The organism is Paenibacillus solanacearum, assembly GCF_910593845.1.
GTDB lineage: Bacteria > Bacillota > Bacilli > Paenibacillales > NBRC-103111 > Paenibacillus_G > Paenibacillus_G solanacearum.
The window spans coordinates 52,122-69,656 of record NZ_CAJVAS010000004.1 but is presented as its reverse complement, the minus strand read 5'-3'; the positions used below and the strand labels follow the sequence as shown (position 1 = coordinate 69,656).

Sequence of the window (17,535 nt, the reverse complement as noted above, 5' to 3'; positions counted from 1 at the left end):
ATGATCAATATGTCACTAAAAAAGAAGCTCTCCATCATATTTTCATTAGTTGTGACATTAATTCTTTTATTAAATAACGTTATAAATTATTATTTTACTGAAAATCTTCTCAGAACGGACCAGGTAAAGCAAACCGAAATTCTCGCAAAAGTAATAGGGATATCCATTGAGCATTCTCAATACGGTGCCCAGTATGTTGAAGACTTGATTGGCGAAAAATTACGCATTGCCGGAATTGCGGCGCAATATGCATTGAATCCAAACGTGGATAAAGTGACGAATGAACAGCTGGAAGAGATTTCGAAAAAAATCGGGGTTTCACACATTACGTTACTAACAAAAGTAAATGACGACATTAAGGGCGTAAAAGCTTCCGATCCCAAAGAGATAGGGATGAGCACCAAAAGTTGGACCTATTGGTTTACCGCCTTTAATCAATTATTGGATTTTAGAAAGGTAAGTATTCCCGAAGGTCAAAAGCTGGAGAATTACTGGTCAGGTCCTATGAATACTTCATATACCGATCCCAACCATGTGGATAAATGGGGTTATTATTATGATGGAACGACCGATTATATTATTAGTCCGTATGTACGAGACGAGCAAATCATTTACTTTAAAAATAAAGTCGGAGCGGAATCGATACTAAGCTCATTCCTTAAAAACAACGATACCGTACTGGAAATTACCGGTTTTAATCCTCGAACGTTCGGTCAACCCCCGATATATACAGAAATTGATGGCGTAAAGCATATTGATTATGTTAACCAAGAAATTCAATTCGGTAAATATAATTATATCGATAAGTCAAGGGACGTTACTAGCGTTACGGAGTCGATGCGTTCGGGACAAGTAATTAGTTATATGACAACGATCAATGATAAGAAAGTGTTAAAAAGCTTTATACCCATTAAGTCTGATTCTCCTTACGTCATTGGGATCGTAACGGATTATCATATTATTCAGAATGTATTAAATATGCAGCTTAAAAATAACGTAATCATTTCTTTAATCGTCATTCTCGTTGTTTTGATTATTAGCATCATTCTCGCATCCTATATCGTAAACCCGCTTAGCGTTATTTTGAAAAAAGTGAATGAGGTTGCAAAGGGCAACTTCGAAGCCAAGTTCAAAGTAAAAAGAAAAGACGAGTTTGGTTTGTTGTCAAAACAAGTCAATATTATGTCAGATAGTTTGGTTCGCTATACAGATGAGCTGAAGACAAAGAACGCAGAGATTGAATATTTTGCTTTTAACGATTATTTAACCGGCTTACCCAATCGAATTTCTTTTATTAAGATATTACAAGAACGTATAGAAACGAATAATGGCGCAAGTAGTCTAGCGGTAATTTTTGTGGATCTTGATCGGTTCAAATTTGTTAATGATACTTTCGGTCATTCTGTAGGAGACATCTTGCTGCAGAGGGTTGCTTCACGTATTTATAAAGAAATCAATGCGGTCGGGACCGTTTCAAGGACGGGTGGAGATGAATTTGTACTTGAAATTCAGCGAAGTACAAAAGAGGATATCATGGTTATCGCACAAAAACTTCTTGACGAACTGTCCAAGCCTTTTGATTGCGAGGGTAACGAGCTTTACATTACGCCAAGCCTCGGGATCAGTTTATACCCTTCGGATGGAACGGATGCTGAAACCTTAGTCCATAATGCCGATATTGCGATGTATCGTGCGAAGGAACAAGGGAGAAACAATTATCAGTTTTATACGCATGAAATGAATGAGCGAATATCCAAACGGGTTCAGTTGGAGAAACGGTTACGTACTGCTTTGGAGCATGATGAATTTGTCCTTCATTACCAGCCTCAGATCGATTTGAAAACAGGACAAGTGTCCGGAAGCGAAGCATTAATACGATGGAACCAGCCGGATATGGGACTGGTTTCTCCGATGGAATTTATACCTATAGCTGAAGAGACGGGACTGATCGTTCCGATCGGCGAATGGGTTTTGCGCAGAGCGTGTGAACAAAATGTTTTGTGGCAAAAAGCAGGCTATCCTCAGATGAAGGTATCGGCCAATCTTTCAGCGCGGCAATTTGTGCAAAAAAACTTAGTCGAAAATATTCAACAAATATTGACCGATACGGGGCTTGATCCCGAGCTGTTGGAACTTGAGATTACAGAGAGCATTGCCATGCAGCAAGAGGAGTATGTAGTCAGTAAGCTGAATGCTTTAAGAGGGATTGGAATTAAGATTGCGATCGACGACTTTGGAACGGGATACTCTTCACTAAGCTACATCAAAAAACTCCCGATAAACACGTTGAAAATTGATAAATCATTCTTAACGGATATTAAAAATGAATCAGATGAAGAGGAGATCACCTCAACCATCATTGCCTTGGCTAAAAACTTGAAGCTAAATGTAATCGCAGAGGGAGTAGAAACCAAGGAACAGCTTCAATTTCTTCAACAACGACGTTGCGACGAAGCGCAGGGGTATTTATTCAGTAAACCTTTGTCGGATAAGGATTTTGAAGCATTGCTGATGAAACAGAAGGATCCCGTTGGCGGACTGCCTAGGTCTGTCTTTGACTTTCTGTAAAACTGGTATGGTGCATTCCTCAATAGTCGAGAGTCAGCAGCCGCATGCGAATTCGCATGCGGTTTTATTTTATTTATTTACGGCAAGTTCATAGCCGGCATAGACGAGGCTTGTCCTTCGGCATATAATAAGCTTACTTTGCAGTGTTGTTCCGAACGTTGCGCAACGCTGCGCGCGAGAAGGAGGAGAGGCGCGATGAAGAAGGCGGCCAAGCAAATTCCGTTTCTGGGATGTATCGTCGCGGGCTTGATTTTGCTGGCGTATCCGGCGGTCAAGGACCGCTATGATAACTACCGACAGCAGCAAATACTTGCCGAATGGCAGCAAAGCTTGCTTCGGCTGGACCAAGCTCCGCTGGAGGAGAGCGAGGAACCCAGTCCCCCGGCAGGTGCGGATTCTATAGCGATTCGCCCCGTACAAGCCGAGTCACCGCTGGAGCCTGCGGAACCGGAGCCGCAGCGGGAGAAGCTGCCCGATCAGGCGGAGGCGCTGCTGGTCATCGGCAAAATCGACTTGAAGCTGCCGGTGCTGACGAACGCGACGGAGAAAAACTTGCAGTTGTCCGTAGCGAGCATGGCGAACACCGGCAAGGCGGGGGAAGTCGGGAACTATGCCATTGCCGGCCACAGAAATTTGGCGTACGGGAAAAATTTCAACCGTCTGGACGAGGTGGACGTCGGGGACCGGATCGAGGTCGATACGCGGAGCAAGCGATACGAATACGAGGTGCAGGAGAAATTGTACGTACTACCCGAGGACGTATGGGTATTGAAAGGAAACGGCAAAGACCGGGAAATTACGTTGATTACGTGTCATCCTCTGAGGAATGCTACACATCGTCTCATTGTCAAAGGGAAAATCATCGAGAAATCAAGCTGAACGTCATGCGCCGCGGCTTGAACAAAGCCATGCAGCTGCACGGGAGAATGCAGTAATTTAGCGCTGGAGCAAGGCTTGGCGTAATTTGCGGGCAAAGCATGGGTCGTCTGACTCAGAGGTTGTATAAATAAAATGTTTGTGATACATTATGTATTGTGATACGAAATGTAACATTTCTTTTATGAGAAAGGAGGAACTCGTTAAGCCAATCAAATCCGAAGGAGCAAACGCCAGTTCCAGCGGTTGTTGCCATGCTGAGAAGGAACGGAGGAACAAGATTTTGAAGAAAACGACAAGTCTTGTGGTCATGGCGCTTTTGCTTTTCATGCAAAGCTTTTACGGAGCGCTATGGGTCCATGCGGACGCCGGGCAGCAGATCAGCGAGAACATCTTGACCGGCGTTACGCTCACTGTGAAGGATGCCGACGGCAATACGGTAACCGATCCCGTGTACGAGCAAGGTGCCAGCGTCACGCTGGACTACACCTGGGAGCTTCCGAACGGTCACGGCTACAAGAACGGAGCTGTCTACTCGTTCTCGCTGCCCGCCCAGTTCAAGCTGTACAACGATATTGCCGCCGAGCTGAAAAAAGAAGACGGCGGCAGCGTCGGCACGTTCCAAGTCGAAGCGTCCTCGCGTAAAGTCACGATGACGTTCAACGACAAAATTGAAAATGACGATGTACACGGCACGCTTACTGTGAACACGCAGTTCGACAAGCAGACGATTCAGGGAAGCACGGAGCAGCAAATTTACTTTCCGATTCGCAACGGCTACACGGCCACCCTGCATTTCAAGCCGAGCGTGAAGTCTTCCATCGAGAAGAGCGGTACCCCGCAAGGCTTTAATCCAGACCGCATCGACTGGGCGGTCGATGTCAACAAGGCGCTGGAGCCGGTGAAGAACGCGATCGTGACGGACTCGATTCCGGCGGGACTCACGATGGCGGTACCCGTGACTGCGGCCGTCTACAAGCTGCAAGTGAATCTGGACGGTTCGGTGCTGCGGGGAGATCCGCTCAGCGAGGATCGTTACGAGGCTGCACTGAATGGGGGCATACTGACGGTCAAGTTCAAAGACGAAACGATCGGCAGCGCCTACCGGGTCGAGTTCACGACCGGCATCGCCAATGCAAGCGCAGCGGCTTTCACGAATGAAGCCGTGTTCCAAGGCGACAATATCCCGGAAGTCCGCTCTTCAGCAACGGTCACCGTTCAGCGGGGAAGCCATCTGAAGAAGGCTGTAACCGGTTACGACGCGAAGACACAGACGATCACGTGGGCCATCTTGTACAATTACGACGAGAAGCGCATCCCTCAAGCGGACGCCTCGCTGACAGATCGATTCGATGCGCTTCATGAGCTGGTACCAGGCTCGCTGGCCGTGTATCCGATTGCGTTGGATTCGGCCGGCAAGGAGACCGCAGGCTCTCCGCTTGCCGAAGGCGCGGACTACCAAGTTGCTGCCGAGACCGGAGCAGGGAAAAAAGGATTCACGATCCGTTTCGCACATGAGGTCACATCCGCTTACAAAATTGTCTACAAGACGAAAGCGATCGATCGCGTGTACGACAACGGCAGCATTGCGAATACGGTCACTTCCGGTACTTATTCCGATACGAATTCCCAGAACGTCATACAAATGATCGTGAACAAAAGCCGGGGAACCGTCGATTATCAGGATAAGACCGTGAGCTGGACGGTTCGCATCAATGAAGATCAATATCCGATGAACCATATCGTGGTTACCGACACGTTCACGAACGGCGGATTGACGCTCGTCCCGGGTTCGCTCAGCATTACTTCGCAGAGTGTGGCCTCCTCCGTATACGAAGTCGTCTATCGGGCTTCGACCCCGCCGGCTGCGACGGACGGATTCGTCATCAAGCTGAACAACACGGTCACTTCCGCGACGTACACGATCAGCTACAAAACATATTTCAATGTGGACTGGCTCACCGCCGGGAAGACCAGCTTCCTGAACACGGCGAAAGTCGATTGGGACGGCGGCTCCAAAGTCGTGTCGGCGTCGTTCGAACCGAATAATGAAACGAAAAACAACGGCTTCAAGTTCGGCAGCTACAACGCTTCGTCGAAGCAGATCATATGGTCCGTCGGGGTCAATTATAACGGGAAGCAACTATCAAGTGCCCGTATTGTTGACAGCTTACTGAAAGGTCAGGCGCTCGTTTCGGGAAGCGTCAAAGTGTATGACATGCTCATCGCTGCGAACGGCAATCCGAGCAAGGGAGCGGAGATCCCAGCTTCCGACTACTCCGTCAGCCGGAACGGCGCAGAACTGATCGTGCAGTTCAACAAATCGATACAGGCGCCTTATTGGCTGGAGTTCGCGACAAGCCTGGATGGCCAAATCGTGGAAAACGTCATTCCCAATACCGCGAACGTGTTTGACGGCACAGCCCCGGCTTCCAAAGATTTGAAAGGATCGGTTACGATACCGTATGGCGGGGAATACGCCTTCAAGGACGGCAAGCAGAACGGGGATCGAATCGACTGGAGCATTGCGGTGAACCGGGGACAATCGTATGTGCAAAATGCGAAGCTGACCGATACGCCGAGCGGCAACCAGATTTTGATACCGGAATCGTTCCATCTGTACCCGACGACGGTTGCCTCCGGCGGGAACGTGAGCAAATCCGGCCCTGAGCTGATCAAGGATACCGACTACCGCTTGCAAATCCAAACCGGAGATGACGGCAGTCAAACGTTTGTCCTCACCTTTCTGCGAGATATTCGTACCGCTTATATTCTCGAATACCAATCGCTGATTGTGGCAAACAACGGAGACCATGTGACCAATACGGTTGATTTTAGCGGGACGAATGTCCAGACGGTCATTGTACCGACCACCAAGGACATCATCGTCGGCGTGTCCAGCGGCTCGGGTACGGGCAGCGGCGTGCGGGGTGCCGTGACGGTGAAGAAGGTCGACGAAGCGAATGCTTCCACGACGCTGGAAGGCGCGGTCTTCAGCTTGTACCGCGTGGCCGGGTCGGACCGCATTTGGGTGAACACGGTGACGACCAGCGCGACGGGAATTGCCGAATTCAAAAATGTATTGTACGGCAGCTACGTGCTGAAGGAAGACAAAGCGCCGGCAGGGTATGTCCTCGATCCGAAGGAATATCCGGTTACGATCGATAAGCCCGCAGTGGTCCTTAGGGACATCACGAACAAGAAATCCGGCGGCGATCCGGGAGGCAATCCCGGTGGGAACCCGGGCGGAGATCCTGGTGGCAATCCGGGAGGTAATCCCGGCGGCGATCCGGGCGGTAATCCAGGAGGTAATCCAGGTGGCAACCCGGGAACGGATCAGCCGGGAACCGATACACCGGACTCCGAGTCTCCGGATACGGATACGCTGGGACCGGGACCTTCGGCTCCAGGTGAGCCCAACCCGGGAACGCCGGATCCAAGCCCGACAACACCGGTGATCCCGTTACCGAACAATCCGGGAGCTGTAATACCGAACCCGGATGTGCCGGTAGTCGAGCTTCCGACGCCGGAAACGTCTGCGGGCGAGACGCCGGGAGCCGGGCATCCGCCCGACGAGACGACGATCCATCCGCAAGGCAGTCCAAGCACCGATGAAGCGTCGCCGCCCGGCCAAGCGCCGGGTAATGTACCAAGCGGAGCTCGGTTGCCCCAGACGGGGGAACAAAGCGCTCTGCCACTGCAAATCGCCGGGCTCTGCCTTATTGCGCTCGGCTTCGTATGGAGAAAATATGTTTTGTCCGGCAAGTAACTGCGATCGTCTGCCGGCTGATGCTGCCGGCAGGCGGAACAGCCCCTTCGCTACAACGAAGGGGCTGTATTTTTTTGCGGCAAATTCGCGTTCCGGGCGGACTGTCCGCTCTTCATCGGGGCCTCTGTTCATGAACCCGTGTTTCTTTTGATGAAGTGTGAAGAACATGTCCCGTTCTCTTCAAGCACCAGGCAGTTCAGCTGATGTCCATAGACGCAGCCGCCGTCAATGCCGATTTTATCCTCGCCAAACCATATGTCGTCCGACTCATGCAGCCTGTTGGCCGAAGTGTGGCCGAAGACGACCGTTTGCGTCAGTTCCGTCGGGCAATTGTAAAATTCGTCGCGAATCCATATAAAATCGCGCAGCGACTGGTTCTTCCAATCTTCCGCGGCTGGATTGATTCCAGCGTGAACGAAAATATGCCGATCCGTTTCATAATATAGGGGCAGCGATTCAATGAAGCTTAGATGCGCCGCAAAATGTTCTTTCATATATTGTTTGGCTGCACGGTAATGCGATTCATCCAGCCTGTCGCTGTAGACGGACAAATCGCAGTAGCTGGCGATCGTTTGCAGCGCGCCGTTTTTGAGCCATCGCGCATCTTCATCTTTTTGAAGCGCATCCATCATCAGCTGTTCATGATTTCCGCGCAAGGCGACGACGCCCCACTGTTCATGAAGCGTCATAACTTTCTCGACGACTTCCTTGCTTTGCGGCCCGCGATCGATATAATCGCCAAGCAATATGAGCCGGTCCTGCTCAGGGCGATAGTTCACCAGCTCCAGCAAGGCGCCGAACTCCTCAAAGCAGCCATGAATGTCGCTTATTGCAAGCGTTCTGCCCAAATGCCAGTCCTCCTTGCTACAACCCGTTGAATGTAAAAATACTTTCCCCATTATATACGTTATTTCCCAATTTAAACAGAACATTTATTGAATGAGTGCGGTCGGAAGCTTGACTTCATATGGAAAAGGGTGGACTATGGAGAGGAAAGAAGCTTAAGACCTCAGCGCAAGACGAGGGCCTGAAGGAGAGATGAACGATGATCGAGTTTGAGCGATTGCATCATGTAAGCATTGCAGTCAGAGATTTGAAGAAGGCAAGACGTTTTTATTCCGAAGTGCTCCAACTTCAGGAAATCGAGCGGCCGCCCTTCAATTCCAAGGGCATCTGGTATGCTGTCGGGCCTCATCAGCTTCATTTGCTGGAACACCCGCAAGGGGGAACGCTGCGCACCGGGGAGATCGATACGGTCGACGGACATTTTGCCGTCTGGGTCAAGAGCTATAAGGGCACGATCGAATGGCTGGAACAGGCCGGGGTACCGTATGAGGCGAGACCGCAAAGCGTAGCGGGTTTTGCTCAAATCTACGTCCTTGATCCGGATCATAACATCATTGAATTCGATTCGCCATATGGCTCCTAGTCACGCCCAATCGCTGCTCATTCTCGCTCGATACAGATCGATGAAATGCTGCGCGGCCGCAGACAAGTAATGATGCTTCAGCCAGATGAAGCCGACCGGGGAGGACAGCTCGTCGCTCGAAATTCGGCTGGCGTGTATCGCGTGCCCTTGATGAAGGGAAAGCACGGTCTCCGGAACGATCGCCGCAGCAAAATCGGAGGAGATCAGCTCCATCAGCAGCGTCATGTCCGAGCATTCGCCCGCGATGCGGGGGTGCAGCTCGCGCCGCGAGAATGCTTCCGAGATCAAGTAGTGGACGCCGAGTCCTTCGGTGCTCGGCAATAAGAGCGGGGCTTCGCTTATATCCGCAAGCGATATGTCATGACCTAACGGCGGCCGCTGCTGGGAGGCGATATAATAGAACGGCTCCGTGTGCAGATGGAGAACGGAAAAATCGCCAAGCTCCAGCGGCAGCCGGATGATGGCCAGCTCGATGGTCCGGTCCCTGACAAGCTTGCATAGATGGGACGACTCGTTTTGCTGAATGGTATAGGTTACCTTCGGGTAGTGCCGTTGGAATTGACGCAGCAAGTCCGGCAGCTCCACTGCCGAAAATGTATTGACCCCGATCGACAGACGTCCGTTAACTCCGTCTCCGACTTCTCGTACCTCAAGAAGCGCCTCTTCCATCGCCTTTAATTGCTGACTTAGCGGCGGTTGAGACATATGAAGCTTTTTGGCCGCGGCGGAAATTTGCCGCTCCTCCACGATCGCTTTGAAATATCGCAGCTGCCTGATGTCCAACGGGAAGGCCCCCTTTTATATGATAAACCTATGGAAATGTAATTTTATTAATATTATTCATATAGCTTTACCCTATGGTAGCATATTGTTATGAAAGGGCAAAGAGGTGTTGACATGACCCGCCATTGGATGCTTCTTGCGGTGGCTTTACTGGCCGCATGCCGGTCGAATTCCATAACACAGCCGCCGCACAGCGAATCGGCGGTAACGCAATCCGTGAATGAAGAAAAGAAGGTGAGCCTATTGAACGAACAACTGATAACTGCGGCGCAAAAAGGCGATACGGACGCCGTGCTGAAGCTGCTGGAATCGGGAGCGGATCTCAACGGCACCGACCGGAGCGGCAGAACGGCCGCCATGGCCGCGACTTATGGAAACCAGCCGGCCACGGTGCAAGCACTGATTCGCAAAGGCGCAGACATCAACCTGCGGGATCAAAGCCTGAATAATGTGCTGCTGTATGCCGGGGCGGAAGGGCTGCTGGATATCGTAAAGCTGGCGATTGGCGCCGGCGCAGACACGAAGCTGACGAACCGGTACGGGGGAACGGCGCTCATCCCGGCATCGGAGCGCGGCCATGTTGAGGTAGTGCGGGAGCTGCTGACCCGATCGGATATCGATGTGAATCATATCAACCATTTGCATTGGACGGCGCTGCTGGAAGCGGTCATTTTGGGCAGCGGCGGAGAGAAGCACCAGCAGATTGTGCAGCTGTTAATCGATCACGGCGCGGATGTGACGATCGCGGACAAGGAAGGGGTCACTCCACTCATGCATGCAAGGCAGCGCGGCTTTAAGGAGATTGAGGCGATCTTGCTAAGGGCCGGAGCCTAATGGATTTTCACCGTAACTTTAACCAATTTTTCGACGGACTGCAGCTGCCGAGGCAGCAGGCCAGCCGTACGGAGCGGCTGCCGTTGCTGCCTGGGATCGGTGAAGGCATTATTCACCGTTTCGTTCCCCGTTCCGATTTGGAGGTCGTTGTCTCCGATTATACGCTGCACCATCATCGCGCTGTGCCTCTGGTCAACGAGACGCCGATGGTGGAAGTTAATTATTGCCTGCAGGGGGCCAGAGAAGTCAAGTTATGAACCCCGCGGATGTCCGCTTTGAATTCGTCGGCAGCCGGCCGTTTCGGATGGTAGGGATTGGCATACCGGTTCAACGCAGTCAAGCTGTCAGCCGGCGATATGGTCAAAATCCGCCAAGCCAAAGACCTGATGACGAACATGATGGAGGACCCGCCGACGCTGCTGCAGTTGTCGAGGATGATCGGCCTGAACGATTTCAAATTAAAGCAAGGGTTCAAGGAGATGTTCGGAACGACCGTATTCGCCTTCCTGCGGGAAATCAGGCTGGAGAAGGCTTATCGCTTATTGCAGCAGGGCGATATGAACGTAACGGAAACGTCGCTCGCCGTCGGCTATTCCAATCCAAGTCATTTCTCGGAAGCGTTCCGGAGCAAGTACGGGATTAATCCAGGCGTCTTCGTTCGGAGCTGCGCCCGGTACGTTTCGGAAGCCGATGCAAACCATACCCCTTGAAGCCGCTCTTCGGAGCGGTTTTTTTGGCATTCTGCGCGGCGGCCATCCCGCTAACCGGGAATGTACTCCGGCTGCCGGTGGCCGGAGGAGTTTCTCCCATCGTATGCTTGGTTGCATCAAGAGGCCGCGTATTTTCGGCTAACCGGATGGAGAGCATGTCGCATGAAGGTTAAGTTTGTTGTTATGTTTCTCATTGTATTGTGCGGAATGAACTCGATTGCCGCCTTCAATCCTGTCATTGGTCCGCTTTCGCGCCATTTGGGCTTGAGCGAGATTCAATCAGGCGCGTTCGTATCCGTAACGGGGCTCTGCTGGCTCCTCGGAGGGTATTTTTGGGAGCGAAGGACGTTTATGCGTCGCAAAGCGATGTTGAGTTTAAATATGCTTATCTACGTAGCGGCATTGGTTGCCTTTGCTCTGCTGGCAGACATTTCGGCAAAAGCGGAGAGAGCGGCGGGCTTGTTCTGGATATTTTTGCTGCTGCGAGGCATTGCCGGCTTTTCTTTCGGCGGCATACCGGCCCAGGCTCAGGCGTATGTGATGGGCTGGACGACGCAGGACACGCGCACGCGAGGAATGGCTTTGTTCGGCGCAGCCAACGGCCTCGGATTCGTGCTGGGGCCGGCGATGAGCGGAGGAATGGCGCCGATGTACGCGGCGGCTGTGCTGCTGTTCGCGATGGTCATCCTGCTGCTGGTTGTAGTGCCTAATGAAGCCAGTGACGGGATGCACGGGAGCGAAGCGCCCTTGTTATCGGTTAACGATGCCCGGATACGCCTTTACATTTGGTCGGGATTGATCCTTTCGGTTGCGCTGAACATCGTGCAGGTCACGATCGGCTTTCGGCTTGCATCGTGCTGATAGGCTTATTATCAGGCGTGTTGGTGCTGCGCAGTTCCTTCTGCCGCCAAAGTTCGGGTAGCGTAAGACATCGCTAGCGGCCGAATGCTGGCATCTTTTTTCTTTTTTGCCGGGTGTATGCTACACTGGTACCATATTTTTTTTACAGAAGGGGGTATGGACCGATGCAAATATCCGATTTTTTGTTCCCCAAGAACAAGGTGGCCTACATCAGTGCGTCCGCCAACATGCAGGAAGCGCTCGAGAAGCTGGAGCAAACTCAATATACCGCCATCCCCGTCATTGACGAGGAAGGGAAATACGTGGGCACGCTCTCCGAAGGGGATTTGCTGTGGAAGATGAAGTGTACGGCCGGATTGAGATTCGACAGCCTGAATACGGTCAAAGTGCATGAAATCAAGCGACGCATTCGCAACGAGAGCGTGTCGGTCAAAGCCAATCTGGAGGATATGCTCGAACTGGCGGCCGATCAGAACTTCGTTCCCGTCGTAGAGGATGAAGAGAGCCAGCTCTTTATCGGAATTATACGGCGCAAAGATATCATCGAGTACTACACGAGCAATATTACGGATTGAATGTCTCTTCGAATGTCGTCCGAAGGGACGGCGAATCGGGACCCGCTAGATCGAACGGCAGGTCCATCATAGGCCGGTGCATTCGCGCGGCAGGCAGCCTTAGTACGGTACGGAACCGGACTAAGGCTTTTCGGTTTTTTCGGAAATCGGTTCCTTTTCTTGATTAGGCCTGATCGGCTGCTGGAGACGAAACCAGATTCGTCCGATGGGACAAGTGGGCTTCATCATTTCCAAGCGGAGAGAGTTACCCGGATTCCCGTTCTACTAGCCGGTAGGCGAGCAATATTTTTTCGGTAGGCGTACCAGGCTTGAGAATTCTACGCTGCAGCGCTTCGATCGCTCTATACCCGAGCATCTCTTTGCCCAGATCGACGGTAGTCAAAGGGGGAATGGAGTGGGCCGCTTTGTCGGTATTGTCAAATCCGACCACTTTGCAATCCCGAGGCACGGCGAACTGATATTTTTGCAATAAATTCAGCAGGTCGAACGCAATCTCGTCATTGGCGCAAACAATGGCATCGGGAAGCATCTCTTGCTGGAGTCCCGCGATTTTTTCCTCTAGTACCGGAAGCCACCGCTCATATTTGGACGGCAGATTCCATTTGCGCAAGGCGAGCTGCTTTTTGGCCGCTTGATTCTCCTCGAAGACCGCGTTTTGGCAGCCCCACCATCGCTGCGTGAAGCTGACGGAATGATGATCGGAGCCGATAAACAAGATCGATCTGCTGCCGGATGCAATGATCCGCTTACACAGCTCCCTGGCTGCCTCGAAATTGGAGTTGACCACGCAATCAAGCCCGGATAAAGGTTCTTCGTGATCCGTCAAAATGATCGGAATGCCCAGTTTTTTCAAAGATAACAAGTAAGAAGCGGGCACATCGCCAATCACCACAATCCCTGCGCAAGCGGAGCGGTCGGCATAAGCGGGGAATATGAACGCCGTGTCTTCGCCGGAATTCGTAATCATCAGATGCTTCCATCCGATTTCGTTACACCCGCTAATAATGCCGGCTAACACACGATTCCAAAAATATACCTCGTTCAGCTTGGAAGCGTCGATCAATACGAAGATGAAGGGCTGTGAATCGGCAGCTTCGTGGGCGGGCTTCTTATTTCTTTTGTTAGGCGCAATCGGATCGCCGGAAGCTTCCGACCCCCCGGAAGCTTTTTTCTGCTTCCAGCGATATCCCATGGCTTTGGCCGCTTCGATCACCTGCAGCCTTGTTTCCATGCTCACGCCGGGTTTACCGGACAATGCTTTGGACACGGAATATTTGGATACGCCCAGACGATCGGCAATTTGTTGCATGGACACTTTCATATCGGAAGTTCTTCACCACCGGTCGGGAAATTGTTAGCTTCGGATGATATGTACTAACAAAACTAATTTTAAATAAAAACAGTGAAAAGTCAAACAAGAAATATTTGTTTTTCACTCTTGACGGTTGGTATGGAATGCATTACTTTAAAGGTGTAAAAATGCTAACAAGGTTACAAACATAACAAAATAGGGGGTAACGAAATGGATGAAATGGAAGATGGAGTATGGCCTACGATGGTCACTCCCTTCAAGGAATCGGGTGCCATCGATTATGCCGGTCTGGAACGATTGATTGCCTGGTACCTTGATCAGGGGGTGGACGGTCTGTTCGCAGTGTGCCAGTCGAGTGAAATGTTCTTTCTCCGTCTGGAGGAACGGGTTGAACTGGCCCGGTTTGTCAAGAAGAGCGTTGACGGCCGAATTCCAGTGATCGCCTCGGGACATATTTCGGATCGTCTGGAAGACCAGATCGAAGAAATTGAGAGCATCGCCCGAACGGGGATCGATGCTTTTGTGATGGTGACCAACCGGCTTGCAGCAGCGGATGAACCGGATTTAGTTTGGATTCGGCATGCGCAAACGCTGCTGGAGAAGCTGCCGGGTATCCGCTTCGGCTTATATGAATGTCCTTATCCGTATAAGCGGTTGTTAAGTCCCGAGCTTTTGAAATGGTGCGCTTCGACCGGACGGTTCTACTTCCTGAAGGATACTTCGTGCAGCCTGAGCGATGTGAGCGCCAAAATGAAAGCGGTTCAAGGAAGTGAGCTGAAGATCTTTAATGCAAACTCCGCCACATTACTTGAATCATTGAAGCTGGGCGTGTCGGGATTTAGCGGCGTGATGAGTAATTTTCATCCCGATCTGTATGCTTGGCTTACGAAGAACTGGAAGCAAGAGCCGCAGAAGGCGGAGGCCGTCCAGGCGTTTCTCAGCACGACGGCATTGATCGGTTCGCAGCCGTATCCGGCGAACGCCAAGTATCATTTACGGAAGGAAGGGATGCCGATCGGGCTGGACTGCCGCAGTCAGGATCATCAAACCTTAACCGGCGTACACAAGCTGGAAGTGGATTATTTGCATTCATTAACCCGCATATTCCGGGATGCCATGAATCTGTAGTCGGGTAGTCAAGCTTATTAAGAGGAGGAGTTTCATATGAATCGCAAATGGAAGTCGTTTATCGTTACGCTTGCCTTCGCTATGACCATGGCCGGATGCGGAAGCGCAAGCCCGGGAGGGAACGCTAACCGCGCTGGCGAAGACAGTCCGAAGCCTGGCGAGCCGGCAGACGGATTTGACCGGAGCAAGCCGGTCACGCTGAAAATTGTCGATACGGGATTGGTGACGGATGAGGAGTTTCAGCGTTTCATCGTCGAGCCGGTGAAGAAGAAATACCCGAATATTACACTGGAGCTCATTCGGCAAAAATATTCCGTCGATCGGTATGAGCTGCTGCTGGCCAAAGGCGAAAAATTCGATTTGCTGTTCGAGGCGAACTTGCTGTTCGACGATGTGATCACGGCGAAACTGGCGGATAACATGGAGCCCATGCTCAAAAAGCATAAAATCGATACTAATAAAATTGAGCAGGTTGCTCTAGAATCGTTCAAGATCGCCAGTGGCGGCCAATATTTATCGGGCGTCCCGTTCACGAGGCATTTTAACGTGCTTTACTATAACAAGGATTTGTTCGACAAATTCGGTGTGGCCTACCCGAAGGACGGCATGACATGGCAGGAAACGATTGAACTGGCGCGCAAGCTTACGCGGACGGTCGACGGCAACGCATACAGGGGCCTCGATCCGGATCACGTGTTCCGTGTGGCTTCGGCGCTCGGTTTGCCGATCATCGACGCAAAGACGCAAAAGTCAATGGTTACCGGCGAGAAATGGAAAGAAATTTACGAAATGTACAAGACGCTCTATGAAATACCGGGCTATAAAGAAAATTTCGTCAGCCCCGGCAATTATGGTGAGTTTACGAAGGGCAAGGTCGGCATGTTTGCAGGAATCAATCTCCTGCCGTATATATCGAAAGTGAGCGGCCAACTGAATTGGGACATGGCGGCTTTCCCGAGCTTCAAGGAAGCGCCGGGGATCGGTCATGAATTCGATGGACACGGCATCGCCGTCACATCCATCAGCGAGAACAAGGATGCCGCATATAAGGTGGTGGAAGTGCTTCTATCCGAAGAAACGCAGCTTGACATGTCACGGAACGCCAAAATGCCTGTACTGAAAGAGGCGAAAGTGAGAGAAGAATTCGGTAAAAATGTTGATTACCTGAAGGGGAAAAATATTCAAGCCATCTACAAAACAACCCCGGCTAAATCCCACGTTTCGACGCTATTCGATAGCAAAGCGAGAACGGCGATGAATAAATACAATACGGATATATTGAAGGGCACGAAGGATATCAACACGGCGCTTCGCCAGCTCGACGAAGAAATAAACAAAATCATAGCCGATGGGAAAAAATAACGGTATTTTCGCCGAGAGAAAGGATGAAAGAACAGCATGCCAAACGATTATAAAGTGAGGGAGCTGGCCCCCGATTTTGTGAAAATTTACGAATCGGCCGACCCCGAAGCCATATTTGCATACAGTCCGGGGCTCGCCGTACTGCCTGGCGGCAGATTGATTGCCACGCTGGATTTGGGCGGGAAAGGTGTCGCTGCTTTGCCCGGCGCCAAAGGAGAGCTGGAGCCTGGCCGGCCATGGCAAGGAAAAGTATTCACTTCGGATGACGGGGGGCGCACCTGGGAACATCGGGCCGATTTTCCATTCATTCATGGAAGACCGTTTATTGCCGGAGAAAGCGTGTATATTCTAGGACACTGCAACGATCTGATGATCATTCGCTCGGACGATAACGGCGAGACATGGAGCGAGCCGGCGGCATTAACGAAGGGCGAGAAGTGGCATCAGGCACCGGCTAACGTGCACTATGCCAAAGGAAACGTATATCTCGTCATGGAGCGTACGACGGATCCGGACTATAAGGGATGGCAGGTCAGCGTCCTTGCCCCCGTACTGATGCGCGCGCAGCTGAATAACGATCTGACGCAGCGGGAGAGCTGGACGTTTGCTTCGGAGCTTAGTTTCCGCGACGCCGTGCCTGAGGATGAATTAAACTATTTCGGCGTTCCGTTCTACAAGGTGGAACCGGGTACGATCGCGCGCATCGCGCCGGGCCGTCCCGCAGTGCGCATCGGCTGGCTGGAAACGAACGTTGTCCAGTTTACCGATCCGAATCATTACTTCCACGATCCGCAAGGGCGTACATTTCACCTCTGGATGAGAGCGCATACAGGTGGAGTCGGCTTTGCCAACATCGCCAAAGCGGTGGAAAACGGGGACGGTACGATCACGACGATGCTGGAAACCGTCCCGTCCGGGAAAACCATTGCCTTTGTCCCATGCCCGGGCGGCCAGATGAAATTTCACATTTTATACGACGAAGCGACGAAATTATACTGGCTGCTCAGCTCGCAAACGACGGACAGCATGACGCGGGCCGAGCTGCTGCCGCAGGAACGGTTCGATCTGCCATACAATGAGCGTCACCGGCTGCAGCTTCATTTTTCCAAAAACGGTATCGATTGGTGCTTCGCAGGTTTGGTAGCGAAGACGGATCATACGAAACAGGCTCGCCATTACGCAAGCATGGCCATTTCCGGCGAAGATTTGCTCATTCTCAGCCGGTCCGGGGACGAGCGCGCAGTGACGGCGCATAACGGCAATTTTATTTCATTCCATCGGATTGCGAATTTTCGGGAGCTCGTGTATTGAATCTGGATGGAGATGGC

15 protein-coding genes are annotated in these 17,535 nt (G+C 51.5%); 12 read left to right on the top strand and 3 right to left on the bottom strand.

What is annotated here, in order from left to right; all coding sequences use genetic code 11:
* Positions 1–9 precede the first annotated feature (9 nt).
* The 3 genes from KXG62_RS06305 to KXG62_RS06295 all read left to right on the top strand — a co-directional run bounded on the left by KXG62_RS06305 (position 10) and on the right by KXG62_RS06295 (position 7,213).
* Positions 10–2,568 (top strand): bifunctional diguanylate cyclase/phosphodiesterase, encoded by a 2,559-nt coding sequence (locus KXG62_RS06305; protein ID WP_218091091.1) that lies wholly within the window; start codon positions 10–12, stop codon positions 2,566–2,568.
* Positions 2,569–2,763: 195 nt separating this feature from the next.
* Positions 2,764–3,447, top strand: a complete 684-nt coding sequence (locus KXG62_RS06300; RefSeq protein ID WP_218091090.1) for a class D sortase — start codon at positions 2,764–2,766, stop codon at positions 3,445–3,447.
* A gap of 280 nt (positions 3,448–3,727) precedes the next feature.
* Complete coding sequence (locus tag KXG62_RS06295; protein WP_218091089.1) at positions 3,728–7,213, top strand: collagen binding domain-containing protein; 3,486 nt, start codon at positions 3,728–3,730, stop codon at positions 7,211–7,213.
* A gap of 128 nt (positions 7,214–7,341) precedes the next feature.
* On the opposite strand, the gene KXG62_RS06290 is transcribed toward KXG62_RS06295, so the two are convergent.
* Positions 7,342–8,061, bottom strand: a complete 720-nt coding sequence (locus KXG62_RS06290) for a metallophosphoesterase family protein (protein ID WP_246627317.1) — start codon at positions 8,059–8,061, stop codon at positions 7,342–7,344.
* 197 nt (positions 8,062–8,258) lie between these two features.
* On the opposite strand from KXG62_RS06290, the gene KXG62_RS06285 reads away from it, so the two are divergent.
* Entirely contained in the window at positions 8,259–8,642 is a 384-nt protein-coding gene (locus KXG62_RS06285; protein ID WP_218091087.1) for a VOC family protein, read from the top strand.
* On the opposite strand, the gene KXG62_RS06280 is transcribed toward KXG62_RS06285, so the two are convergent.
* Positions 8,643–9,425 carry a LysR family transcriptional regulator gene (locus KXG62_RS06280; RefSeq protein ID WP_218091086.1) on the bottom strand — a complete coding sequence of 261 codons (783 nt, stop codon included), beginning with the start codon at positions 9,423–9,425 and terminating at the stop codon, positions 8,643–8,645.
* A gap of 243 nt (positions 9,426–9,668) precedes the next feature.
* Here KXG62_RS06280 and KXG62_RS06275 point away from each other — a divergent pair, with 243 nt between their 5' ends.
* From KXG62_RS06275 to KXG62_RS06260, 5 genes are all read left to right on the top strand, one after another.
* The gene (locus tag KXG62_RS06275; RefSeq protein WP_246627336.1) at positions 9,669–10,259 is read left to right on the top strand and encodes an ankyrin repeat domain-containing protein; all 591 of its coding nucleotides are present in this window, start codon (positions 9,669–9,671) and stop codon (positions 10,257–10,259) included.
* The gene (locus KXG62_RS34500; RefSeq protein ID WP_343223437.1) at positions 10,259–10,516 is read left to right on the top strand and encodes a hypothetical protein; all 258 of its coding nucleotides are present in this window, start codon (positions 10,259–10,261) and stop codon (positions 10,514–10,516) included. Before KXG62_RS06275 ends, KXG62_RS34500 begins: the two co-directional genes overlap by 1 nt.
* A gap of 57 nt (positions 10,517–10,573) precedes the next feature.
* On the top strand, positions 10,574–10,969 hold the full coding sequence (locus KXG62_RS34495) for a helix-turn-helix transcriptional regulator (protein WP_343223436.1): 396 nt from the start codon (positions 10,574–10,576) through the stop codon (positions 10,967–10,969).
* Positions 10,970–11,131: 162 nt separating this feature from the next.
* Positions 11,132–11,830: an MFS transporter gene (locus KXG62_RS06265; RefSeq protein ID WP_218091084.1), complete on the top strand. Its 699-nt coding sequence runs from the start codon at positions 11,132–11,134 to the stop codon at positions 11,828–11,830.
* 164 nt (positions 11,831–11,994) lie between these two features.
* Positions 11,995–12,405 (top strand): CBS domain-containing protein, encoded by a 411-nt coding sequence (locus KXG62_RS06260; protein ID WP_218091083.1) that lies wholly within the window; start codon positions 11,995–11,997, stop codon positions 12,403–12,405.
* Positions 12,406–12,649: 244 nt separating this feature from the next.
* Here KXG62_RS06260 and KXG62_RS06255 read toward each other — a convergent pair whose 3' ends face one another.
* On the bottom strand, positions 12,650–13,726 hold the full coding sequence (locus KXG62_RS06255; RefSeq protein ID WP_218091082.1) for a LacI family DNA-binding transcriptional regulator: 1,077 nt from the start codon (positions 13,724–13,726) through the stop codon (positions 12,650–12,652).
* A 201-nt stretch (positions 13,727–13,927) separates the two neighbouring features.
* Here KXG62_RS06255 and KXG62_RS06250 point away from each other — a divergent pair, with 201 nt between their 5' ends.
* The 3 genes from KXG62_RS06250 to KXG62_RS06240 are packed head-to-tail and all read left to right on the top strand — an operon-like array spanning position 13,928 to position 17,518.
* Positions 13,928–14,845, top strand: coding sequence for a dihydrodipicolinate synthase family protein (locus tag KXG62_RS06250; RefSeq protein WP_218091081.1), 918 nt, complete (start codon positions 13,928–13,930; stop codon positions 14,843–14,845).
* 36 nt (positions 14,846–14,881) lie between these two features.
* Positions 14,882–16,207, top strand: coding sequence for an ABC transporter substrate-binding protein (locus tag KXG62_RS06245; RefSeq protein WP_218091080.1), 1,326 nt, complete (start codon positions 14,882–14,884; stop codon positions 16,205–16,207).
* A 36-nt stretch (positions 16,208–16,243) separates the two neighbouring features.
* Positions 16,244–17,518 carry a sialidase family protein gene (locus tag KXG62_RS06240; RefSeq protein WP_218091079.1) on the top strand — a complete coding sequence of 425 codons (1,275 nt, stop codon included), beginning with the start codon at positions 16,244–16,246 and terminating at the stop codon, positions 17,516–17,518.
* The last annotated feature ends 17 nt before the right edge of the window (positions 17,519–17,535 follow it).